The sequence below is a fragment of the Gracilimonas sp. BCB1 genome (assembly GCF_040117685.2).
In the GTDB taxonomy this organism is placed as follows: Bacteria; Bacteroidota; Rhodothermia; order Balneolales; family Balneolaceae; genus Gracilimonas.
In genome coordinates this window covers 104,446-124,776 of record NZ_JBEDYP020000015.1, presented here as the reverse complement: position 1 = coordinate 124,776, position 20,331 = coordinate 104,446, and the positions used below count along the sequence as shown (strand labels likewise).

Below are 20,331 nucleotides of genomic sequence, written 5' to 3'. Positions count from 1 at the left end.
TGCCATTCATAAAATCTGTTTATAATGGCATTTACCCGAAAAGACTTTCTCAAGACAACCGCACTTGCGTCAATTTCCGGAGCGGCCCTCGGGCTTACAGGCTGCGAAACAAAAGCCGCTCCCGGTTCACCCCTAAAAATTAAACCCAAGGCACTGAAAGCCGGGGACACCCTGGGACTGGCAGCACCGGCAAGCCCCATTTATGAATCCTCTGTTTTTGATGAGATGCTAACAAACCTGCAGGAGCTGGGCTTTAATCTTAAGCTCGGGGAGCATGTGCGGAATCAAAAAGGCTATTTGGCCGGAACCGATCAACAGCGAGCTGATGATTTGATGAATATGTTTCGGGACCCTCAGGTGGATGGAGTGATGTGTATACGCGGGGGGTGGGGGTGTAACCGTATCCTGCCTTTGCTGGATTATGATGTATTCAAAAATAACCCTAAAGTGTTCTGTGGGTTCAGCGATATTACTTCGCTCCACATGGCTATGTATGAAAAAAGTGACCTGATTACGTTTCATGGGCCGGTGGGGAAGTCTAACTGGAATCCCTTTACAACTAATGCTTTTAAACAAATTATCCTGGATGGAGAAACGCCCAATTTTGAAATCCCCGCTGACGATAAACGAAATTTTGTAATAACTCCGGGAACCATTGAGGGTAAACTGCTCGGTGGAAACCTGTCAGTCTTGGTTTCTATGGTTGGATCTGACTACCTGCCTTCCTTTGAGGACGCTATTCTTTATTTAGAAGACGTGGGAGAAAGTGTGTACAGAATCGACCGGATGCTGACCCAGCTTAAACTGGCTGGTATTCTTGATCAAATTTCGGGCTTTGTATTTGGGAAATGCACCGATTGCGATGCCGGGGATAACAGCCTTACCTTAGAACAAGTTTTTGATGACCATATTAAACCACTGGATATTCCGGCTTTTTATGGGGCAATGATCAGCCACGAAGATGATAATATTACCTTGCCGGTTGGTTTGGATGCAAGGATAGATGCAACAAAGAAAACGATCCACGTATTAGAATCGGCTGTTGTTTGATCGAATAAAAATTTCAATTTGTATGCAATCAGGTACAAATAATGAATGGTGAATCCCGCTTTTCAGGGTTGATTGTATTCCTTTTACTGTTGGTTCCGGGTGTTAATGTTTTTGCTCAAACGGGGACTTTATCCGGCTTTGTATATGATGCTGAAACGCAGGAAACACTGCCGTACGCAAACATTATCGTCGAAGGCACAAGCAAGGGAACCTATACCGCAAGCGACGGTTCGTATTCCATTAAGCTGGATACCGGAAACGTTCGTATTCGATACCGTTTTATCTCATTTCGGGATACAGTCATTCATTTCAATATTCAGGACGGTAAAGAGATTCAGAAGGATGTGTATTTAAAACCTGACCTGGCATCGATGGAGGTCACCGTTAGTGCTGACCGTGTGGCTCGTAAGGTTCAGGAGCTGGCCCGACTTCGGGATCAGCAGAATTCTAACCTGAACTCCTACATAGCCGAAGTGTATAAGCTGGCCATTCTTAGCAATGTAGATAAAAGTTTTAATAGTGAAGAAGCTGAGCAGGAGGAACTGAACCCCATTGCCTTCTCAGAACGGAAGTCGGAGATTCGATACCTATCCGAACCTGAACGTTACTCCGAAACACTGGAAGCCAATCGGGCTAGTGATAATTTTTTTAGTGAATATGATTTCTTTTCAACAGGGGGGGCTCCGCTTAACCTGAACTCGGATGAAGTGACCTTGAGCATACTGTCGGAAGGTATGACGGTAGTTGGACCCATATCTGATAAAGCCGGTCGCTTCTATGAGCTGTATGATGAAGAAGCAGACAGCAGCTGGCCGGAGGGAACTATAGAAATCTATTTTGAACCAAAAACCGATAACCGCCCGCTTTTTGAAGGGCAGGTTTGGTACGACGAGGAACAGTCGGTGATTCTGGGGATCGATGTAAGTCTGAATGAATATGCCGAAACCAATTCGGGTACCTTTAAAATTTCTGATCTCAGATATCAGCAGAGCTACAAAAAAGTGGAGGATTTCTGGCTGCCCGAGAAAACGGAGCTTTCGGCTGTGTTACAGTTTATGGGGTCTAAAGATCGTATTTACTACCACGATGAGTGGACCTGGGATAATTATGAACTGAATGCCCGAAGCATTGATCCACAGCAAATAGAATTAAACACCACCCAGATTCAGCAGGATGCGCATAAGAGAAGCCGGGTTTACTGGGACACACTGGCAAACCGGAATCAAAACGAAAATGCCCGGCTACTTGATGAAGCCAAAGAGTATGAGGAAGACCGGGCTCTGGTAAAAGCCGGAATGTCGGCCATGCGTACTTTTTTCAGGCTTCCCTACCAGCTGGAGCGGTTTTACCTGACAAACATCAGCGACATCTACCATTACAACCGGGTGGAAGGAAATTATTTGGGGCTGGGCATACGAACTCCCGTTCATCTTGATTATGAATATCGTGCTATCGGCGGTTATGGCTTTGGAAATCAAAGCTGGAGCTATGAACTGAGTGGGTATCACTTCTTTGGGAATTCATTTGTAGCCCCGGAAGGAAGCTATCACAAACAAACAGTACCACAGTATCAGGATTACGAATACAACCGAACCCCGCTGGATTTCTTCGAAGCACGCCAAACGATGTATGCTTTAACCACCGGAACATCCGGGAATAACTTTTTTGAGCGGGAAGGCTTTGAGGCCGGACTCCGATTCCGGTTTGGAACAGAATCTTTCTTGCGAACGCTGTATATGGATGAAACACATCGCTCACTCTCCGCCTCCAGTAGCTTCAGTCTTTTTGGTGACGGGTTGACACCGGAAGAGTTGGCCAATAATGATCCTGTGTTTCCTGCTCAGGAGGGTACCATCAAAGGATTGTACCTTCACCTTCATCATGATACCCGGCAATACCTGAGAACCCAGTTTCTGCGGGATTATAACATCCGTGAGTTTGGATGGCTGACCGATGCCGTACTTGAAAAAGGCATCAGCAGCTGGGGGAGTGATTTTGACTATAATCGCTATAGGGTGGGCTTGAAGTTATATTGGCCGGTATTCTCCTCTCATTTCTTTCAAACCGATATTATAGTGGGGGCTTCGGATGCCGGAGTTCCCAATCAGCGGCTGTTTACCTACAACGGATACGTACTGGATGATTATGTACGGTACAAACCCTATAATACTATCGATTACAGGGAGCCATTGGGCAATCGGATTTCACAAATAAAACTCCGCTATAAATTCGGGAGTTCACTGACCCGAAGCATTCCCATTAATTTTATTCAGAAAAGCGGGATTAAGATTTCAACGGTGCTAACGGCCGGTGTGGTAGACCAAACACCCAGCCTGGAACCTTTGCTTCCGTATTCAGGGTCTCAGGCCCAGGCAGAGATAGGGATTGCAGCATCCAAGATTTTCGGGATTCTATACGCCGAAGTGAGCAAGAAACTATACGGCAAGTACGGGAATTCCATTGGCTTTTTGTTGCTGTTTTAAAGCGTTTCGTCACAAAATTAAAATTTTACAGGATAAGCAGTAACTAATTGCTTTAATTCCGTAGATAAGCATTCCTAATCACAATAAATCCCTTATACCTATGAATACGATTAAATCCATGAAATGGGCACGGATCCCGTTTTATCTATTTTTGGGGCTTTTCTCAATTCAGAGTGTGCAGGCTTCTATTTTCGAAGTACGGCAAGACACGACTGATTCAGATACTACTACCATTCCCAAAGCCGACAACGAACTCCCGATGAAACCCGGGCGTATTATTGAATTTAATACCACCGAAGGAACCTGGATGTCGCTCGACATCAGCCCGGACGGTCAACACATCGTTTTTGATTTAATGGGCGATATATATCGTATTCCTGCAACAGGAGGAGAAGCGGAACAGCTTACCGATGGTATGTCTTTTGATACGCATCCAAGGTACAGCCCTGATGGTAAGTATGTATTGTTTACCTCCGATGCTTCCGGTGAAGAGGATTTATACTACGTGGAAGTGGCCGATACTTCCGAAATCACACAAATTACAAAAGGCGGAAATACCCGCTATACCAATGCCGACTGGACTCCGGACGGCGAATACGTGATTGCCTCCAAAGGCGGGCTGACTCCCAAATTATGGCTGATTCATAAAGAAGGGGGAAGCGGAACCGCACTTATAGGAGAGCCAAGCGGTCTTAAAATCATAGATCCCGCCATTTCACCCGATGGGCGTTATGTGTATTTCTCGCAACGTTTCGGAGCCTGGAATTACAATGCGCAGCTGCCGCAGTATCAGATAGCCCGATACGACAGGGAAGATGGCTCACGCCGAACCATTACTTCACGATATGGTTCCGCATTCACACCTACGCTTTCTTCGGATGGTAAGTGGATGGTATTCGGTTCCCGTTACGAAGACAAAACCGGCCTGGTAATACGGGATATGGAAACCGGCGATGAACGATGGCTGGCCTACCCGGTTCAAAGAGATGAGCAGGAGTCGATTGCTACCATGGGTGTACTGCCCGGCATGACCTTCACTCCGGATAATAAGAATCTGCTAACATCCTATGGCGGAAAGATATACAGCATCAATATAGAAAACGGAGAATCCACAGAAATCCCGTTTGAAGTAAGTGCCCATCTTGAAATGGGGCCGGAAGTACTCTTTAAATACCCGGTGGATGACAGCAAAGAAATGCTGGCTACTCAAATTCGGGATGCGGTACCTTCACCCAATGGCGAGCAGCTGGCTTTCACGGTTCTCGATAAACTCTACATCCAGGATTTACCGGTTGGCGAACCCAAGAGACTAACCAATTCCGATTTTATTGAAGCGCAGCCAACCTGGTCGCCCGATGGAAAATGGATTGTTTATGCCACTTACGATATGGAAGATGGCGGAGCTCTCTATAAAGTAAACCCGAATGCCCGCCGAATTCGCCCTCAGAAGATCACCGAAGAGCCGGGTATTTACAGCGAGCCGGCCTGGTCACGATCAGGTAACCGAATTGTAGTGCTGAAAGGCGATAACCGAAGTTATGATCGTTCTACCGGACCGTTTGCATTCGGCTCTACCGAAGATCTTGTTTGGGTAGCCGCTGATGGTGGTTCCAACAACTTTATTGCCAAGAGCAGCGGGCGTTCCAATCCTCATTTCGTAAAATCGGATGACCGTATATACCTGAACAGAGGCAATGGCACCTTGCTTTCTATCCGCTGGGATGGAACTGATGAAAAAGAGCACGTGCGCATCACCGGGATCACCACGGCCGGATTTGGAAATATGGGCGTTAATTATCCAACGCCTGATATGCTTCACCCCGAAGAAGCCGCTAAGGAGAATAATCCACCCTCCAACGCCAGCTTTATTGCGATGGCTCCGGAAGGAGATCAGGCGATGGCACTTATCAATAATGATATTTATGTGGTTACCGTGCCTAAAGTAGGCGGCGATACTCCCCGGATATCGGTTGCCCGGGCAGCAAGTGCGGCTTTTCCTTCTAAGAAATTGACGACAATCGGTGGACAGTTTCCTCACTGGTCGGATGATGCAGGCAAAGTCCACTGGTCGATTGGTAAAGGTCATTTCATTTATGATCTGAATGCAGCTGAAGCCTATGAAGACAGCGTGAAGGCCGCCAAGGAAGCCGAAGCGGAGAAGAAGAAAGAGGAGGAGAAAATGAAGAAAGATGACGACTCCGGCGACGGCGATGATTCCGGTGATGCTGATGAAGAAGCAGAGGAGGAAGAAGCCGATGAAGAAAAAGAAGAGAAAAAGGAAGACGAAGGGTATAAGCCGGAAGAACTCAGCATTGAGGTAACGGTAACCCGTGATATTCCGGAAGGAACCATCCTGCTTCAAAATGCCCGCATCATTACCATGAACGGGGATGAAGTGATCGAGAACGGGGATGTGCTCATTGAAAACAATCGAATTGTTGAAGTGGGAACCAATCTGACCGCTCCGAACGGTGCGGAAACCCGCGACCTGAGCGGTAAGACCATTGTACCAGGTTTTGTGGACACTCATGCTCACTTATGGGCCTCGTGGGGCATTCACAAACAACGGTTCTGGGGTTATGCCGCTAACCTGGCTTATGGCGTAACCACCACCCGTGATCCTCAAACCGCCACCACCGATGTTCTGACCTATTCCGATATGGTGGAAACCGGCATGATGGAAGGTCCCCGTGTGTATTCAACCGGACCGGGACTTGGATTCTGGGCCTACAACATCCAAAGTCTGGAGCATGCCAAAAACGTGATGAAGCAGTACAGCAAGTACTACAATACCAAAACCATCAAGATGTATTTGGCCGGTAACCGTAAGCAGCGTCAGTGGATTTTGATGGCAGCTAAGGAGCAGAGCATCATGCCGACCACCGAAGGCGCGCTCGACTGGAAACTGAATATGACGCAGCTCATTGACGGTTACCCGGGGCATGAGCATTCCTACCCGGTGTATCCGATTTACAAGGATGTGATTACCACCACAGCGGAAGCTCAAATGGCGGTTACACCTACACTGCTTGTGGCTTATGGCGGACCGTGGGCCGAGAATTACTTCTACTCCCGCGAAAATCCGTTCTTTGATGAGAAGCTCCGAACTTTTACTCCGTACGAAGAGCTGGCATCCAAGTCGCGACGTCGTCCGGGCTGGTTTCATGACGATGAGCATGTATTCCAGAAGCATGCCGAATTTCAGAAAGACCTGAAAGAAGCAGGCGGACTTTCCGGTGTGGGAAGTCACGGTCAGTTGCAGGGACTCGGTTTCCACTGGGAGCTTTGGGCCATGGCAGCAGGAGGGATGAATAACCACGATGCCCTTCAGGTAGCCACCATTGACGGTGCCACTGCTATTGGCCTGGATGGTGATTTAGGGTCTATAGAAGCCGGCAAACTGGCGGATCTGGTTATTCTGACTGAAAACCCGCTGGAAGATCTGCGAAACACGAACACCATTGAATGGGTGATGAAAAACGGCCGCCTGTATGATGGCGATTCGCTGGATCAGCTGTACCCTATGCAGGTAAAAGCCGCTCCGTATGAGTGGGAATTCCCGAACCCAACGCAGATGATGCTCCCGGGAAAAGAATAATTGTTCGTTAATGGGAAATCGTTATTCGTTATTGAATAACAGATTATCCCGATTAAACGAATAACGAAACGCAATCAACGAAAAAAGGCTCCTTTGGGAGCCTTTTTTCTTTACCTCATCATTAAGCCAAAAATCATTTCCGGAACAAGTCCTTCCTGCGAAGGTGGGAAGCTGGTTGCTTTAATAAATCTCAGGTTTTTACTGTGAAGTCTTTGCTGAATAAAGAGTCACGATCAGTAGTAGTTAAGAGTAGGGGATATCACTCGAAAATGTTATCTGTAATTATTTTTCACTGAAATTCTTGATAACATATCTGAATGGATATCAGAGGCTTGTCATTAATTGATTTGTACTTTTATATAGAATTTTCACACCTTCGTACATTCTAAATAATTATATGTTATACTACCTAACCAATAAGAGCTCATGAAAAACTGGAAAACTTTGTTCTTCTCCTCTTTAGTTCTTTTGGTTGTAACCAATCTTTTCTGGCTTTATAAATCTCTTGATTCTGGTGTAAGTCTGACCTATCAGCAAGATTCATATGAAAAACAGGAAAGAGTAATTGGCATTCTTGGTAACTTAATTGTTGAAGGTGCCCAAGATTATTCAAAAAAAGATGTTCTCTTTTTACTCCGCCAAAAGTATCCTGATGGATTTATAGTCGAGGAAGAAAACAAAGTCATTTATGAAGGAATATACTTCGATTTTGAAAATGACTCTTTGGTTTCAATTACGGAAAACTGGTAGTATAACAAGGCGTTTTAAATCGGACGCGGACGGGGTTCGATGGAAACTTGATTGCCAGGAATTAATTTCGCTACTTCAAATAGATCATAATCCCCGCGCCGTTTAAACGCTGGGTCGTTATATGTACCAGAAAATGATCACAGTTAAAAAGCTTAATATCTTCGAGAAGTATTACGGAAATGAGGATGGATTCTTCAGATTCGGGAAAAAGAAGGATCAAGATGCTTTAACTGAGGAAGAGTGGTACGAAATAGAAGAATTGCTTCGACAGGTCTATTTAGTTCACAATGATTTAGCTTCGAAAGAGCTTGAAGCAAAATTAAATGAGAATCTAAATCAGAAAATCGGTTCAAAAGAAGCTAAGCAATAAATTTTTTCCTTTGTAAAGAAAGAATGGTACACATAACAAGCGTTTCAAGCGGACTCGTTTAGGGTCCGAAACCTTAATTTAACAACTCGACTCGCCGCTTAAACGCCGGGTCGTTAGTAGGCATTGCTCAAATATGAGAACCGAGTATAACCCACCAATCAAAGAAAGAGATACAAAGGAGCTTCTCTCCATTGTCGAAAATACTAATGACTGGAAAGAGGATGCATTAGCTCAAGCGAGAAAAGAACTGGTTGCTCGTGGTTATTCAATTCAAAATCAAGAAAACCGTGCTAAAAGCAAAAAGCGCTATATAAGAAAAACTACTTCGATAAAAGCCAATGCAACATATTCCACTAAAGAATTACTAGCTCTTTATTTTTTTGCACCCTTCATCCTTTTGGTTTATTGGGCATTGGGTTCTACACCAACCGGTGATACTTTTTTGGAGCTTAAAGACAATGGATATAACAAGAAATGGAAACAGAGACTTTTAATGACCACTTTAGGAAATCTATCTTGGTTTTTACTATTGATCTTGGTTCTGGAATATGCCTACTAACAATGCGTTTTAAATCGGACGCGGACGGGATACGATGGAACTTGATTGCCAGGAATTAATTTCGCTACTTCAATCAAATCATAATCCCCGCGCCGTTTAAACGCTGGGTCGTTATGCCCATTGCCCAAATCAAATTATGATCAAGAATCTTTCCATCTTCATTTTCCTGTTTTCAATTGTTGGCTGTAGTAGTTCAAATCAATCTCTACAATTCACAGTTTCTGAAAATAAGATTGATCTACCACTGCCTAAACCTGAAGAAGTTAAAAATTATGAGGACGATCATCAATTTCGGGAGAAGCATTTTATCTATAGCGATGGAAGCATTTTTTTTATTACTGACGATTCAAAATCAGGCAGTGAATTCAATCTATCTAAGGTTGAAAAATTTGGAGATTCGATCTTCTTGCGAATAGCAACGAGCGATACGTTAGATATTTTCGGAGAATCGGAGTCTGGTTTTTGGAGAGAAATCAAATTTAACAACCCAACAATTATAGCTGGATATTTTAATACCAGTAAGGAAATGAAATCAAGATTCGACTCTACACTATCTGAACTTTTAAAAGTTAACTAAAATAGGCATAACAATGCGTTTTAAATCGGACGCGGACGGGGTTCGATGGAAACTTGATTGCCAGGAATTAATTTCGCTACTTCAACCAAATCATAATCCCCGCGCCGTTTAAACGCTGGGTCGTTAGTGGTTTTCAGTAACCAGAAAGTATTATTCTTAACTATGAAACAGGAAGACCTTGATAGACTAATTTACAGGCCAGTCTGTTCTACAAATGAAATAGAACGAATATTAGATATTAAAACTGCTGATGACTATCTACTTAAATTCAGAGCTGATATTATAGTAGATAACATGAGATTGATGAGAGTTGTAATGAATGCCAGAAGAGCTCATCCCAATAATTGGTCTCTTAATAAATACTTCTCAAACAATAACTTTGAAAATGTTATAAAAAAACTTCCTTCTAATCTTAGAGATAAGTGCAATCAAATTACTTTTGGAAATATTTTTTCTACCGATCCTAACGGGATCCTCTTAAAGAGCGAATTTGGTCCAATATCTACTCTATGCAACTCATTATACTACTTTCTAAAGTTTATGCATTTAGGACTTTTAGATCTAGATGATAAAGTTCCATTTGATATTCGAATGAATGCTTTTCGAATTGCTATTAGAGTTATGCTAAAAACTGAAGCTCTTGACTTCACAATGGATCCAAGAGGTATAATACCCAAAAGTATTTTAGATAAAATTGAAGAGCCTATTCCTTATCAATTAGAGTTTATCGCTGGTCATGAATTAGGTCATTTTATTCTCGATCACTTATCAAGTACTAAAAGTTCTAAAAAATCTGTGTTGAGATCAGTTAATAAAGATGAACCAGACTATAAACTCTCAAAGGTTTACAATATATCTCAAAAGCATGAATTTGAAGCTGACTTGGCATCTCTAAACCTTCCAGAATTTAGTTATGATGAACAAAAAATTCGCACTAGCGCAGCATTAATTTGGTTTGCATGTTTAGATATATTCGAAGCTGTAAGAGATACCATTTATCCTCCAATGGGATATCAAACACATCCACCAGCTCGAGATCGATATCTTAACATAATTGAAAATAGTTCCTTGTATAAAGAGTTTGACACCAATTATTGGAAAGAACAATTAATTGAGATGATAGATTTTTTTAGAAATAAATTTATCGAAGAGGTAACGTTAAATATAGATAGCTACGAGATGTACGGTTCTGCATACCTTGCTGCTCCTAATACTTTATGGAGAGGACCCGAACTTATTGACAGAGAAGATTACTATTAAAAAACCATGACAGATTTCTTTAAACAATACTGGAAACTAGTTTACTTGATAATTTTAATTATCATTTCATTTATATATCTCTACAACAGATGGATTAATATTTCTTCGGGTGAATCTACAATTCTAGACACAACAATTGGAATTATCTTTATAGTACTTATCCTAAGTCCATTGTTTAGTGAAATCAATTTTTTAGGATTTAGTTTTAAAACGGATTTGAAGGAACTGAAAAATGACTTGAGGCATGAAATTCTTAATCTTAGATCAGAGATCACAAATACTGTAAGTTTTAATCCAAGCATTGATCTATCTAACCTTGGTTCTTCTTTAATTACAAAGGATGAACTAAAAGAAATCATTGAATCCTCAAAAGATGAACCAAAAAATGAACTTGAAAACACTTTAGATAGTCTGGGTTTCTCAGATCAAACTATGGAGATGTTCAAGATTAGGTATGCTCTTGAATTAAAACTGATGGAAGTCGCATCAAAAATTCGCCAATATTATCCTGACATAAGAGAAAGGTTTCAACCTCCTTCACGTGTAATTTGGTACCTTCAAGAAGACAAGATCATCAACGAAAATATGGCTGAAGCCTTAAGACATGTTTATACCATGAGTTCTCGAGCTATTCATGGAGAAAAATTGGATCAAGAATCGATTGATTATTTAAAAGACCTAGCTCCTGTAATGATATATCAATTGGATGAAATCCTTAGCAAATCATACCACTAACAAGCGTTTCAAGCGGACTCGGTTAGGGTTCGAAACTTTAATAACCAGACTCGCCGCTTAAACGCCGGGTCGTTAAACCCCAGTTTTAAATCTTGCCAACTCTAAACCAAATGAGGTAATCATGCGAAATCCATTCTTACACGGTGTTGGGGGAGTACTAAGTGCAGATATAGCCGTACCGGAGCATGAGCGGGAACTCCGTTTCTACTCGAAGGTTCTAACGACCGGTTCGACGCCACTCTGGCAAGACGATTTGACCAACAACCAGGGAACTCCGGTGATAGGCTTGGGGGAGCGATCACCTGAATACGAAGCCCTGCCACTGCAATGGATGCCGCACATCCAGGTTTCCGATGTAGCTGCAAGTGCAGATCGTACGCTCGAACTCGGAGGGCAGGAGCTGATGCATGCCAAAGGCGATGACGGGCTGAGTCAGTGGGCCGTTCTGGTTGACCCCGCTGGTGCTGCATTCGGGGTAATCCCCGCTGTTGATGACGATCCGGATAATTCAAGTCATTCCAATCCCATCGGTTGCATATCCTGGCTTTCACTTGTGGCCTCAGACGTTTCGTCGATCTGCGAATTCTACGAGCAGGTTGTTGGTTGGTCAGCGGCCCCAGCCGACAAACAAGATGGATTTGACATGCGGCGGCCTGATGGTGTTGCCGCAGCAGAAATCTACCCTGAGAATGACGAGAACGAGGGTATTCCTTCCGTCTGGATACTTAGTTTGCCGGTCGGTGACTTCGAAGAGAGCCTTCGCCAGGTTCGAGAGGGCGGCGGTGAGATCATTAAGGAAGAGACGGAGGCCGGACACGCCGTTATTAAGGATCCCGTTGGTGTCTACATAGCCTTGCAGGACGGTAATTGATGTAGCCCATCTTTGCTTTTGTAAATCTTTCCTGAATTAATTAAGATTCGTAATAATCCCTTCTAACATGCTTTTCTAAAGGGAAACCAATAAAATAATGGGGGATATATATGCGTCTCAATAAATCTACCGGTGTTTTAATCACCACGCTTTGCCTGTTAATACCGGGTTCATATTTCGTACAGGCCCAGAATTCGATTAACTCCGTTGAAAATAAAAGTGTAGCAGCTGTCATTCAGAATGCATTTGATAAGAATGCTGAAATGGCTGAAAAACTTATAGAAGTATATCACGCTACCAAACGATTTCAGGATGTGGAAGTAGCGCTGAAGGAGGGATATGTCAGAGACCCGTTTAACATTTGCGATACAGGTCCGATGATGGGATGGCCCGAATTTACCGGTGCAATGGGTGTTCACTATGTTCGCCCCGATTTACTGGGGCTTATTCCCGGAACCGAACGAGTTGATGGGAATGGCCTTCATACCGATTTCAACAATCCGGCTATTTTGATTTATGAACCCATGGGAGATGGCTCCATGCAGTTAGTAGCTATCGAGAACCTGGTTTTCCAAAAAGGGTGGCATGAGGCAGGAAATGAAGCACGCCCCGATTTCATGGGCATCGATTATTTTGCTATGGTTGACAATCCCGAAACCGAAGCTGATGAAGCCCATAAATTTGAACCCCATTATGATCTCCACATGTGGCTGTACAAGGAAAATGAGCACGGACTCTTTATGCCGTTTAATCCATCGGTAAGCTGTGAATATCATGTTGAAGATTGATAGCAGTGGCAGAGGTAGTTAAACCTTTTCGGGTTTCCTGCGTAGTCAGCCTTTTCCATCATCACAAAAGAAAGACATGAATAAAGCATTAGTATTAGGGGCCAGCGGGGCCACCGGACGGTTATTGGTGAAATCACTGTTGGACAAAGGGGTAGAGGTAAAAGCGGTAGTTCGCAAAGCAGAATCTATCGCTAACATCGAAGATTCTTCCAATTTACTCGAAGTCGTGGAAGCTGAAATATCCTCAATGCCGGATGAAGAATTGGCGTATGTGCTTTCGGGCTGTACTTCCGTTTTCTCATGCCTTGGCCATAACGTATCCTTCAAAGGAATATATGGACACCCGCGCCGATTAGTCACCGATGCGGTAGCGAAAGTGGCCCGGGCCGTTGAGCTTGGTTCTGCTGATCAAAAAATCAAAATAGTGTTGATGAATACCACCGGAAACAGCAACCGGGATATTCCTGAGAAGCCGCCTTTTTCACAACGATTGGTGATTGCTTTATTGCGACTCATTCTGCCTCCTCATGTGGATAATGAACAGGCCGCGGATGTACTTCGTCTTCAAGTAGGCCAAAGCCACGAAAAGTTGGAATGGGTTATTGTTCGCCCCGATGGACTGATTGACGAAGAGCAGGTAAGTGAGTATGATATTCACATTTCACCAATCAGAAATCCCATTTTTGATGCCGGACAAACAAGCAGGATTAATGTAGCTGATTTTATGTCGGAGTTAAGCCTGGATACCGGGTTATGGACTACATGGAAAGGGCAGATGCCGGTTATTTATAATCGTGCACAGGTGTAGTTGGTTTGATTTGCGAATGATCTATGGACCGATGAGCGATTTGCGATTTGTTGGATTGGAAGCAGGAGCTTCCGGAATTTTGTCACCAAGCTGGAGCTTGGTGACCAGGAGTGGGGGCTTAGTGACCAGGAGTAGGTAGGGAGAATGAAAAGGCTAAGAAAAAATCCTGCTCATCTGACTAATCCCACAGATCAAGGTTCAAAAAGTACCTGATTTAAGGACCAACCTGCTGCCCATTCATATGATCGAGTACTTGTCCGTCTTTGGTGTGGTATTCCCGCATCAAATCGGCGGTAAGGCAGGAGTGGATAGGGAATATTTGGATGGTTTCACCTACATTCAGCTTACTGAACACATCCGGGCTGCATTGTATGATGCCATGTTCCTGAGAAAGGCTCTTCACATAGGTTTCTTCCGATAAATACTTCAGCATGGGCTCGCCGTAACTGAGGTAGTCACCTACCTGAACGGAATCTTTGGAGAAATGTACGGCTCCGCCATGAATCAAAACCTGATTGCGGTCGCTGAACTTTTCGATCACCGGGCATTCCATATACACCGCAATTTCATTGGGTGAGCAGGAGCCGATTTGCACCTGCATCCAGTCGTAAAACACAAAGTTGCCGGGGCTGATCTGGGTGACGGGGCCGAATTCATCCAGCACGCTGCAGGAGGGGGTATCACCAAAACAAATGGGGAGGTCGGGGAAATGCTCCTGTATTGCTTCCAGTCCCTGAAGGGCTTCTTTGCTTATTGTCTCAACTTCATCTTTAGAACGTGCCTTATAGGTATGCCCGGCATGGCAGTAGAAACCAGCCGGATAGCAGTGATCAGAGTTCTTGATGGCTTTTAGCAATGATCGGATCCTTTTCAATTCTGTAACCGGAACGCCACTTCGTCCATAAGCGGGATCAATTTCAATATAGAGCCCGAGTTCATGTTCCAGTTTTCTGTCGAGTTTTTGAACTACATCCTCAGAAATAACGAGGGTTTTTAACGAAGCCTTGCCGGTAATTCTATTATAATATTCATGAGCTAAGACATTGGCAGGGAATGCAATAGTGATATCATCCCATCCATCACTTAGAAAGTACTCGGCCATTTTTATGGAAGAAACGGTAATCCCGGTTACTCCAAACTCACGAAATAATTTTCCGATAGCTTTAGACTGATGTGTCTTGAAATGAGGGCGAAATTCGACTCCGGCTTTTTCAGCTTTTGAAACCATGCGGTCAATATTTGACCGAACGATGTCGGGGTCAACGTAAAGGGTAGGAAATGGTGAGTTCATAAATCAATTAAAAATGTATCCGAATGAAAAACCAAAATGTGGGTAGAATTTATTCTTGGACAAAATAGGGGTAAATGCGATTCTGATGGTAATATTTTCTCTATTTGGGAGTATCCGATAACCGACTGTTCCGGTTAATGCAGGGTAATCGGGCAGGCCCGGCCTTATGTTCTGATCATTGACCGACAACACGGCTCCAAGCCCCGTTTCCAATCGATGGACACCATCACCGAAATAATAGTTACCCATCCCCACCAACAAAAAGCTTTGCGAGAACTTATCGTTACGTTGGTCGGGTGGCAGATCATCTGAGTCTCTTAAATCAAAATAAGGAGTTATACCAAAGCGAAATCCGATATTCTCCTTTCCTATGTAGTCATAATTCAACGAGTAGGTATATGCATTTCCTAACAAATCAAGATAAACAGAGGATATCGGAGGATTACGATCCTGTATTTCTTCTTTTGGCTCCTCAAATTCTATTTGTGAGAACGCTACAGTATGTGCACAAATGGAAATTGCTGCAAGTAAAAAAAAGAACTTCATATAACATCAGAATTTACAGTTAGCTATCCTATGGATAACCTGCTTAAATTTTAATTATTTCTTTTATCATTTAATCGTTCATTCAAAATCCCCGCTCGATCTGATTCACTCAAGCCATCTTCAAAGTCAAAAAGTGCTTGTTCCCAGGATCCATATACCGGATTGGGAAGAATGAACCAGCGACGCCCGAACCACTCGCTATTATCCTCAACCAGTTCGGCCCTCTTTTTTTGTGTGATATCTTTTGCAGGAAGGAAGTCATTTAAATCATCCCCGATAACCATTACCACCCGGTAATTTTCTTCCACCTGTTGTCGGCGTTCTGTTTTAGAGGAGTTCCAGCCGGGTTCCTCACCGTTGGTCATGATGTTATCTATGGTATTTGAAACGGGAAACCCTTCTTCAATCAGGTTTTTGCGTGTTGCATCTTCCACTTCGTAATCACGGTTGGTGATATAGAAAATGGTTACACCACGTTCGGCTGCATAATTGGCAAATTCCACCGCTCCGGGCACTGCCTCGGCTTTGGCTTCCTTACACCAGGCGTTCCAGTCTTCAATATTAAATTCCTTTCCCTGTTTTATCATACGAGCCTGAAAGGGGGAATTATCAAGCACGGTTTCGTCCACATCCATGATGATAGCCGGGGGGAGCTTCATGAAGTTCTCGTTTTCTTCCTGATTCAAAGAAGCCGTCCAGAATGAATCTTCCAGTGGAAGGGGAAGGGTTCGCATAGCCGTAGCGTACGTCTGCATAGCAATGGCATTATACTCAGCTGCATTTTGAACCCACAATGTGGCTTGGGTGGTGGGATCATCATTAATCGTACTTTGTTGAACGGTGCTACAGGAAGCAAAGAAAAAGGCCGTGAAAATAAGAGTGTATTTTAGAAAGTGCATAAAGAAGTTTTCCTTGAACTTTTTGCCAAAGATAGGAAAAGGAAACCAGAGCTAAACAATTTTAAATGGAAATGTGATAAGGGGAATAAAACCTGTATTTTTGGACATCCTATGAATACATCCAATCAAAAAGTTATTGGCCGCATTGAACTGGTAAATTTGCCGGAGTGGAATTTTACCGGTTTGGAAGCCAAAATTGATACCGGGGCTTTTACGTCAAGCTTGCATTGTCATCATTTAGAACCTTTTGAGAAGGAGGGACAGTCGTGGATTCGTTTTTATATGCTTGATCCTGACCATGAGGCGTACAATGAGCAGATGCTGGAAATGCCGGTCTTTGATAGACGGGAAGTCAAAAGTTCGAACGGTGAAATTGAGTATCGTTACTTCATTCAGACTAAGATTGAGTTTTTCGGTTCTGTTTATACTATCGAATTCTCACTTACTGATCGTTCTGCCATGAAGTACCCGTTGTTGATCGGTAGAAAATTCCTGAGAAAAGGCCCCTTTATGGTGGATGTTACAAGTAAAAATCTTTCAAAGAATTTAAAGAACAAGGACTCTTAAATAATGAGAATAGGAATTCTTTCCAGGAACAAATCTCTGTATTCTACATCCCGGTTAGTGGAAGCTGCCGAAGAAAAAGGACATGATGTGGAAGTGATTGACCACCTGAAATGCGATATCGTGATAGAGCAGGATAATCCCAAAATTTATTATAAAAGTGAGAGGATCGATTACCTGGATGCCATTATCCCGCGTATAGGGGCATCTGTTACTTTTTATGGTGCAGCGGTGGTTCGCCAGTTCGAAATGATGGAAGTTTTCAGTGCGGTGCATTCGCAAGCTTTGGTTCGTTCAAGAGATAAGCTGCGAAGCCTGCAGCTTTTGGCAAGTTCAGGAGTTGGCTTGCCCAAAACGGTGTTTACCAATTATTCCAAAGAGGTGAAAAAGCTGATTGAGTCGGTGGGAGGAGCACCGCTTATTGTGAAATTACTGGAAGGCACGCAGGGACACGGCGTAGTACTGGGGCCCACAAAAAAGGCTGCTGAATCCATTATTGAAGCTTTTCATGCGATGAAAGCCAGGGTGATTGTTCAGGAGTTTATTTCGGAATCCAAAGGCGCGGATATCCGGGCGTTTGTGGTAGATGGTAAAGTGGTTGGCGCCATGAAACGGCAGGGTAAAGAAGGAGAATTCCGGTCCAATCTTCACCAGGGTGGCAGCGGAACCCTCATCAAACTGACCAAAGCCGAAAAAGAGGCTGCTCTTACAGCAGCAAGAGCCATGGACCTCCAAATTGCCGGTGTTGATATGCTGCAATCCGATCGGGGCCCCTTGATTTTGGAAGTGAACTCATCACCCGGACTGGAAGGGATTGAGAAAACAACTAAAAAGGATATTGCAGCAACTATCATACGCTATATAGAAAAAGCGGTTGAAGAGCGTAAAAAGAACCCGGCCCGCAAGAAAAAAGCAAAAAAGCATGCCTGAGTTTATTACCATCAATAAGCAGAAAATCGGGCTGGGGGAACAAAAGATTGTAAATCTTAACATCGCCCGACTGCCAACCTACACCAGTATCGACTTACCCGTGCTGGTTTATCGTGCTCCCGAAGACGGTCCGGTTTTGTTACTTACCGGTGGTCTGCATGGCGATGAAGTGAACGGGGTTGAAATCGTTCGCCGTATGATTGAACGGGATATTGTAGTACCGGAAAAAGGGACCGTTATAGCCATACCTATTGTGAATATTTACGGTTTTATTCAAAACTCCCGGGGTCTGCCGGATGGTAAAGATATCAATAGAAGTTTTCCCGGTGCTAAAGGCGGCTCGTTGGCAAAACTGCTGGCCCATACACTCATGAAAGAGATTATACCTGAAGTGGACTGTGGCATTGATTTCCATACCGGGGGCGCTGCAAGGGCAAATTTCCCACAAATCCGCTGTTCATTCAAAATTAAGAGGGCTAAAGAACTGGCATCAGCTATGGGAGCTCCGGTTATGATGCATTCCTCGCTGATCTCAAAGTCCTTCCGAAGTGCTGCTCATAAAAAAGGAAAGGAAATTCTGGTGTATGAAACCGGAGAATCGCTTCGTTATGACGAAACCGGTATTGAAGAAGGCATTGAGGGCACCCAAAGGCTCATGAAATACCTGGGAATGATCAGGAGTGCTCCGGAGCCTAATGCCACAAAAGTATTCAACAATTCTACATGGATTCGAACCAAAAACGCCGGTTTATTTATAACCAAATCCGAGCTTGGTGAAGAGTTTAACAAACGACAAGTGCTGGGTTCAATTAAGGATCCGTATGGGGAATTAAACTCACGCGTTGTGGCTCCACATGACGGTATGGTGATTGGTCTAAATAACTGTCCTGTAGTAAATAAGGGCGATGCCCTCATTCATTTTGCATATAACAAATAACTAACTGATACCTTGGAAATAGATCTATTATTTACCGCCATTAAACCTTCCGATTGGAAAAATGTATCCGATAACGGAAGCTTTAGTCCCGATTCAATCGAAGAGTCGGGTTATGTTCGTTCTTTTACAGGCGAAAACGCTGAAGAAGTGATCAATCATTACTTTGAAGGTGAAGAACGACTGCTGTTGATCGTGTTTGATCCGCTACGAATTCAAACACCCATAAAACATATCAAAGAAGACGGCTTTAAGTTTACAGCCATTCAGGGAGCAGTTTCCATAGATGCTATTATCGACAAAATTAAGCTAAGGTCCGATAAAAAAGGGAAATTCTCTCTCAACGTTAAGCATTTCGATTGAGCAAAAAGCCATCATATTGTTTCATCATTAACTGTGCATCCAATGCATTTCGTGCTGAAGCTTTCTTCAGAAACAAAGAATCAGAACTTAAAGCCAGGTTTCCCGGTACTTCCTGCATATATATAAGTAAGGACGACTCCATTACAGAAATAGCCCGGCAAAAGGCTGAAGAGCATACACATATTATTGCATGTGGTGGAGACGGCACGGTAAACCGGGTAGCTAACGGACTTGTAGGTAGCAACTGCATTCTTGGAGTGATACCCCTGGGCAGCGGAAATGATTTTGCCCAAAGTATTGGCCTTGATCATGTTTTTGACCGTAATGTTGAAGCGTTGAGCCGGGAAGAAATAACGCGGGTGGATGTTGTCAGTAGTGATTGGGGCTACTTTCTTAATACTTTTGGAATTGGGGTTGACGGGCTGACCAACTATTATGCGTCTAAATCCGGATTTAAGAGTGGTTTTTTACGGTATTTTATGGGTGGATTGAAAGCTTTAATCAAATCCAAGCCCTTAAGAACCAAAATTTCAATTTCAGGACAAACCAATGACATTGAGCAAGAGGTTTGGATGGTGGCTGTAGCGAATGGTAAATCTGAAGGAGGGAAGTACCAAATTTCTCCTTCATCAATAAATTCTGATGGAAAAGTTGAGCTTATCGTTGTGAAATCAGTGACCAGAGTCCGGCTTATCTATGAGTTCCTGAAGTTGTCATTCGGATTTTCCTTTAACAAACAGATGGTAGATGAGTATTCTTTTACTGATTCTGTTTCCATTTCCACCGAGCATGTACTTAAGGCGCATGCTGATGGAGAACAAGTACCGGAAAATGATCATCACACATTTAAAGTTTTACCGGGAGCTTTAAAGGTTATCACCGCTTAAAGGGATAGAGAAAAGCGCTTCATACAATCTTCACTATTGTGGAGTACTCTTAAGTAACTTCTAAATAC

Annotated in this window: 20 protein-coding genes; 17 read left to right on the top strand and 3 right to left on the bottom strand. The window is 43.4% G+C overall.

The features are described from left to right. Window positions 1–24: 24 nt before the first annotated feature. From ABFW99_RS12900 to ABFW99_RS12845, 12 genes are all read left to right on the top strand, one after another. Window positions 25–1,050, top strand: a complete 1,026-nt coding sequence (locus ABFW99_RS12900; protein WP_349353775.1) for a S66 peptidase family protein — start codon at window positions 25–27, stop codon at window positions 1,048–1,050. Window positions 1,051–1,091: 41 nt separating this feature from the next. Then, window positions 1,092–3,533 carry a DUF5686 and carboxypeptidase-like regulatory domain-containing protein gene (locus ABFW99_RS12895; RefSeq protein WP_349353776.1) on the top strand — a complete coding sequence of 814 codons (2,442 nt, stop codon included), beginning with the start codon at window positions 1,092–1,094 and terminating at the stop codon, window positions 3,531–3,533. A 100-nt stretch (window positions 3,534–3,633) separates the two neighbouring features. Beyond that, window positions 3,634–7,131, top strand: coding sequence for an amidohydrolase family protein (locus ABFW99_RS12890; protein WP_349353777.1), 3,498 nt, complete (start codon window positions 3,634–3,636; stop codon window positions 7,129–7,131). Between the two features lie 426 nt (window positions 7,132–7,557). Continuing rightward, a complete protein-coding gene (locus ABFW99_RS12885; protein ID WP_349353778.1) occupies window positions 7,558–7,881 on the top strand; it encodes an Imm58 family immunity protein in 324 nt (107 codons plus the stop codon). A gap of 133 nt (window positions 7,882–8,014) precedes the next feature. Beyond that, the gene (locus ABFW99_RS12880; RefSeq protein ID WP_440707513.1) at window positions 8,015–8,251 is read left to right on the top strand and encodes a hypothetical protein; all 237 of its coding nucleotides are present in this window, start codon (window positions 8,015–8,017) and stop codon (window positions 8,249–8,251) included. A gap of 133 nt (window positions 8,252–8,384) precedes the next feature. Beyond that, entirely contained in the window at window positions 8,385–8,810 is a 426-nt protein-coding gene (locus ABFW99_RS12875) for a hypothetical protein (protein ID WP_349353780.1), read from the top strand. A gap of 136 nt (window positions 8,811–8,946) precedes the next feature. Beyond that, window positions 8,947–9,387: a hypothetical protein gene (locus ABFW99_RS12870; RefSeq protein ID WP_349353781.1), complete on the top strand. Its 441-nt coding sequence runs from the start codon at window positions 8,947–8,949 to the stop codon at window positions 9,385–9,387. Window positions 9,388–9,549: 162 nt separating this feature from the next. After that, window positions 9,550–10,647, top strand: a complete 1,098-nt coding sequence (locus ABFW99_RS12865) for a hypothetical protein (protein WP_349353782.1) — start codon at window positions 9,550–9,552, stop codon at window positions 10,645–10,647. 216 nt (window positions 10,648–10,863) lie between these two features. Then, the gene (locus ABFW99_RS12860; RefSeq protein ID WP_349353783.1) at window positions 10,864–11,382 is read left to right on the top strand and encodes a hypothetical protein; all 519 of its coding nucleotides are present in this window, start codon (window positions 10,864–10,866) and stop codon (window positions 11,380–11,382) included. A gap of 121 nt (window positions 11,383–11,503) precedes the next feature. Next, window positions 11,504–12,253, top strand: coding sequence for a VOC family protein (locus ABFW99_RS12855; RefSeq protein WP_349353784.1), 750 nt, complete (start codon window positions 11,504–11,506; stop codon window positions 12,251–12,253). 110 nt (window positions 12,254–12,363) lie between these two features. Next, window positions 12,364–13,041 (top strand): hypothetical protein, encoded by a 678-nt coding sequence (locus ABFW99_RS12850; RefSeq protein WP_349353785.1) that lies wholly within the window; start codon window positions 12,364–12,366, stop codon window positions 13,039–13,041. 76 nt (window positions 13,042–13,117) lie between these two features. Next, the gene (locus ABFW99_RS12845; protein WP_349353786.1) at window positions 13,118–13,849 is read left to right on the top strand and encodes an NAD(P)-binding oxidoreductase; all 732 of its coding nucleotides are present in this window, start codon (window positions 13,118–13,120) and stop codon (window positions 13,847–13,849) included. Between the two features lie 214 nt (window positions 13,850–14,063). On the opposite strand, the gene ABFW99_RS12840 is transcribed toward ABFW99_RS12845, so the two are convergent. The 3 genes from ABFW99_RS12840 to ABFW99_RS12830 are packed head-to-tail and all read right to left on the bottom strand — an operon-like array spanning window position 14,064 to window position 16,585. Beyond that, a complete protein-coding gene (locus ABFW99_RS12840; protein ID WP_349353787.1) occupies window positions 14,064–15,140 on the bottom strand; it encodes an alanine racemase in 1,077 nt (358 codons plus the stop codon). 3 nt (window positions 15,141–15,143) lie between these two features. Further along, window positions 15,144–15,686 carry a hypothetical protein gene (locus tag ABFW99_RS12835; RefSeq protein WP_349353788.1) on the bottom strand — a complete coding sequence of 181 codons (543 nt, stop codon included), beginning with the start codon at window positions 15,684–15,686 and terminating at the stop codon, window positions 15,144–15,146. 50 nt (window positions 15,687–15,736) lie between these two features. Next, window positions 15,737–16,585 carry a 5'-nucleotidase, lipoprotein e(P4) family gene (locus ABFW99_RS12830; RefSeq protein ID WP_349353789.1) on the bottom strand — a complete coding sequence of 283 codons (849 nt, stop codon included), beginning with the start codon at window positions 16,583–16,585 and terminating at the stop codon, window positions 15,737–15,739. A 111-nt stretch (window positions 16,586–16,696) separates the two neighbouring features. Between ABFW99_RS12830 and ABFW99_RS12825 the strand changes: the two genes are divergently transcribed. Genes ABFW99_RS12825 through ABFW99_RS12805 form a run of 5 tightly spaced genes read left to right on the top strand, consistent with a single transcriptional unit; the run spans window position 16,697 to window position 20,263 of the window. Next, entirely contained in the window at window positions 16,697–17,152 is a 456-nt protein-coding gene (locus ABFW99_RS12825) for an ATP-dependent zinc protease family protein (protein ID WP_349353790.1), read from the top strand. Window positions 17,153–17,155: 3 nt separating this feature from the next. Further along, window positions 17,156–18,079: a 30S ribosomal protein S6--L-glutamate ligase gene (rimK, locus tag ABFW99_RS12820; protein ID WP_349353791.1), complete on the top strand. Its 924-nt coding sequence runs from the start codon at window positions 17,156–17,158 to the stop codon at window positions 18,077–18,079. Then, a complete protein-coding gene (locus ABFW99_RS12815) occupies window positions 18,072–19,016 on the top strand; it encodes a succinylglutamate desuccinylase/aspartoacylase family protein (protein ID WP_349353792.1) in 945 nt (314 codons plus the stop codon). The genes rimK and ABFW99_RS12815 overlap by 8 nt, the downstream gene beginning before the upstream one ends. 12 nt (window positions 19,017–19,028) lie before the next feature. Beyond that, a complete protein-coding gene (locus tag ABFW99_RS12810) occupies window positions 19,029–19,376 on the top strand; it encodes a DUF952 domain-containing protein (protein ID WP_349353793.1) in 348 nt (115 codons plus the stop codon). Next, on the top strand, window positions 19,373–20,263 hold the full coding sequence (locus ABFW99_RS12805; protein ID WP_349353794.1) for a diacylglycerol/lipid kinase family protein: 891 nt from the start codon (window positions 19,373–19,375) through the stop codon (window positions 20,261–20,263). The genes ABFW99_RS12810 and ABFW99_RS12805 overlap by 4 nt, the downstream gene beginning before the upstream one ends. The last annotated feature ends 68 nt before the right edge of the window (window positions 20,264–20,331 follow it).

Coding starts and splice junctions, on each gene's coding strand:
- ABFW99_RS12815 (WP_349353792.1), top strand. CDS start 18,072: ATGCCTGAGTTTATTACCATCAATAAGCAGAAAATCGGGCTGGGGGAA.
- ABFW99_RS12870 (WP_349353781.1), top strand. CDS start 8,947: ATGATCAAGAATCTTTCCATCTTCATTTTCCTGTTTTCAATTGTTGGC.
- ABFW99_RS12845 (WP_349353786.1), top strand. CDS start 13,118: ATGAATAAAGCATTAGTATTAGGGGCCAGCGGGGCCACCGGACGGTTA.
- ABFW99_RS12855 (WP_349353784.1), top strand. CDS start 11,504: ATGCGAAATCCATTCTTACACGGTGTTGGGGGAGTACTAAGTGCAGAT.
- ABFW99_RS12840 (WP_349353787.1), bottom strand. CDS start 15,140: ATGAACTCACCATTTCCTACCCTTTACGTTGACCCCGACATCGTTCGG.
- ABFW99_RS12900 (WP_349353775.1), top strand. CDS start 25: ATGGCATTTACCCGAAAAGACTTTCTCAAGACAACCGCACTTGCGTCA.
- ABFW99_RS12865 (WP_349353782.1), top strand. CDS start 9,550: ATGAAACAGGAAGACCTTGATAGACTAATTTACAGGCCAGTCTGTTCT.
- ABFW99_RS12830 (WP_349353789.1), bottom strand. CDS start 16,585: ATGCACTTTCTAAAATACACTCTTATTTTCACGGCCTTTTTCTTTGCT.
- ABFW99_RS12895 (WP_349353776.1), top strand. CDS start 1,092: ATGAATGGTGAATCCCGCTTTTCAGGGTTGATTGTATTCCTTTTACTG.
- rimK (WP_349353791.1), top strand. CDS start 17,156: ATGAGAATAGGAATTCTTTCCAGGAACAAATCTCTGTATTCTACATCC.
- ABFW99_RS12825 (WP_349353790.1), top strand. CDS start 16,697: ATGAATACATCCAATCAAAAAGTTATTGGCCGCATTGAACTGGTAAAT.
- ABFW99_RS12850 (WP_349353785.1), top strand. CDS start 12,364: ATGCGTCTCAATAAATCTACCGGTGTTTTAATCACCACGCTTTGCCTG.
- ABFW99_RS12885 (WP_349353778.1), top strand. CDS start 7,558: ATGAAAAACTGGAAAACTTTGTTCTTCTCCTCTTTAGTTCTTTTGGTT.
- ABFW99_RS12880 (WP_440707513.1), top strand. CDS start 8,015: ATGATCACAGTTAAAAAGCTTAATATCTTCGAGAAGTATTACGGAAAT.
- ABFW99_RS12835 (WP_349353788.1), bottom strand. CDS start 15,686: ATGAAGTTCTTTTTTTTACTTGCAGCAATTTCCATTTGTGCACATACT.
- ABFW99_RS12890 (WP_349353777.1), top strand. CDS start 3,634: ATGAATACGATTAAATCCATGAAATGGGCACGGATCCCGTTTTATCTA.
- ABFW99_RS12875 (WP_349353780.1), top strand. CDS start 8,385: ATGAGAACCGAGTATAACCCACCAATCAAAGAAAGAGATACAAAGGAG.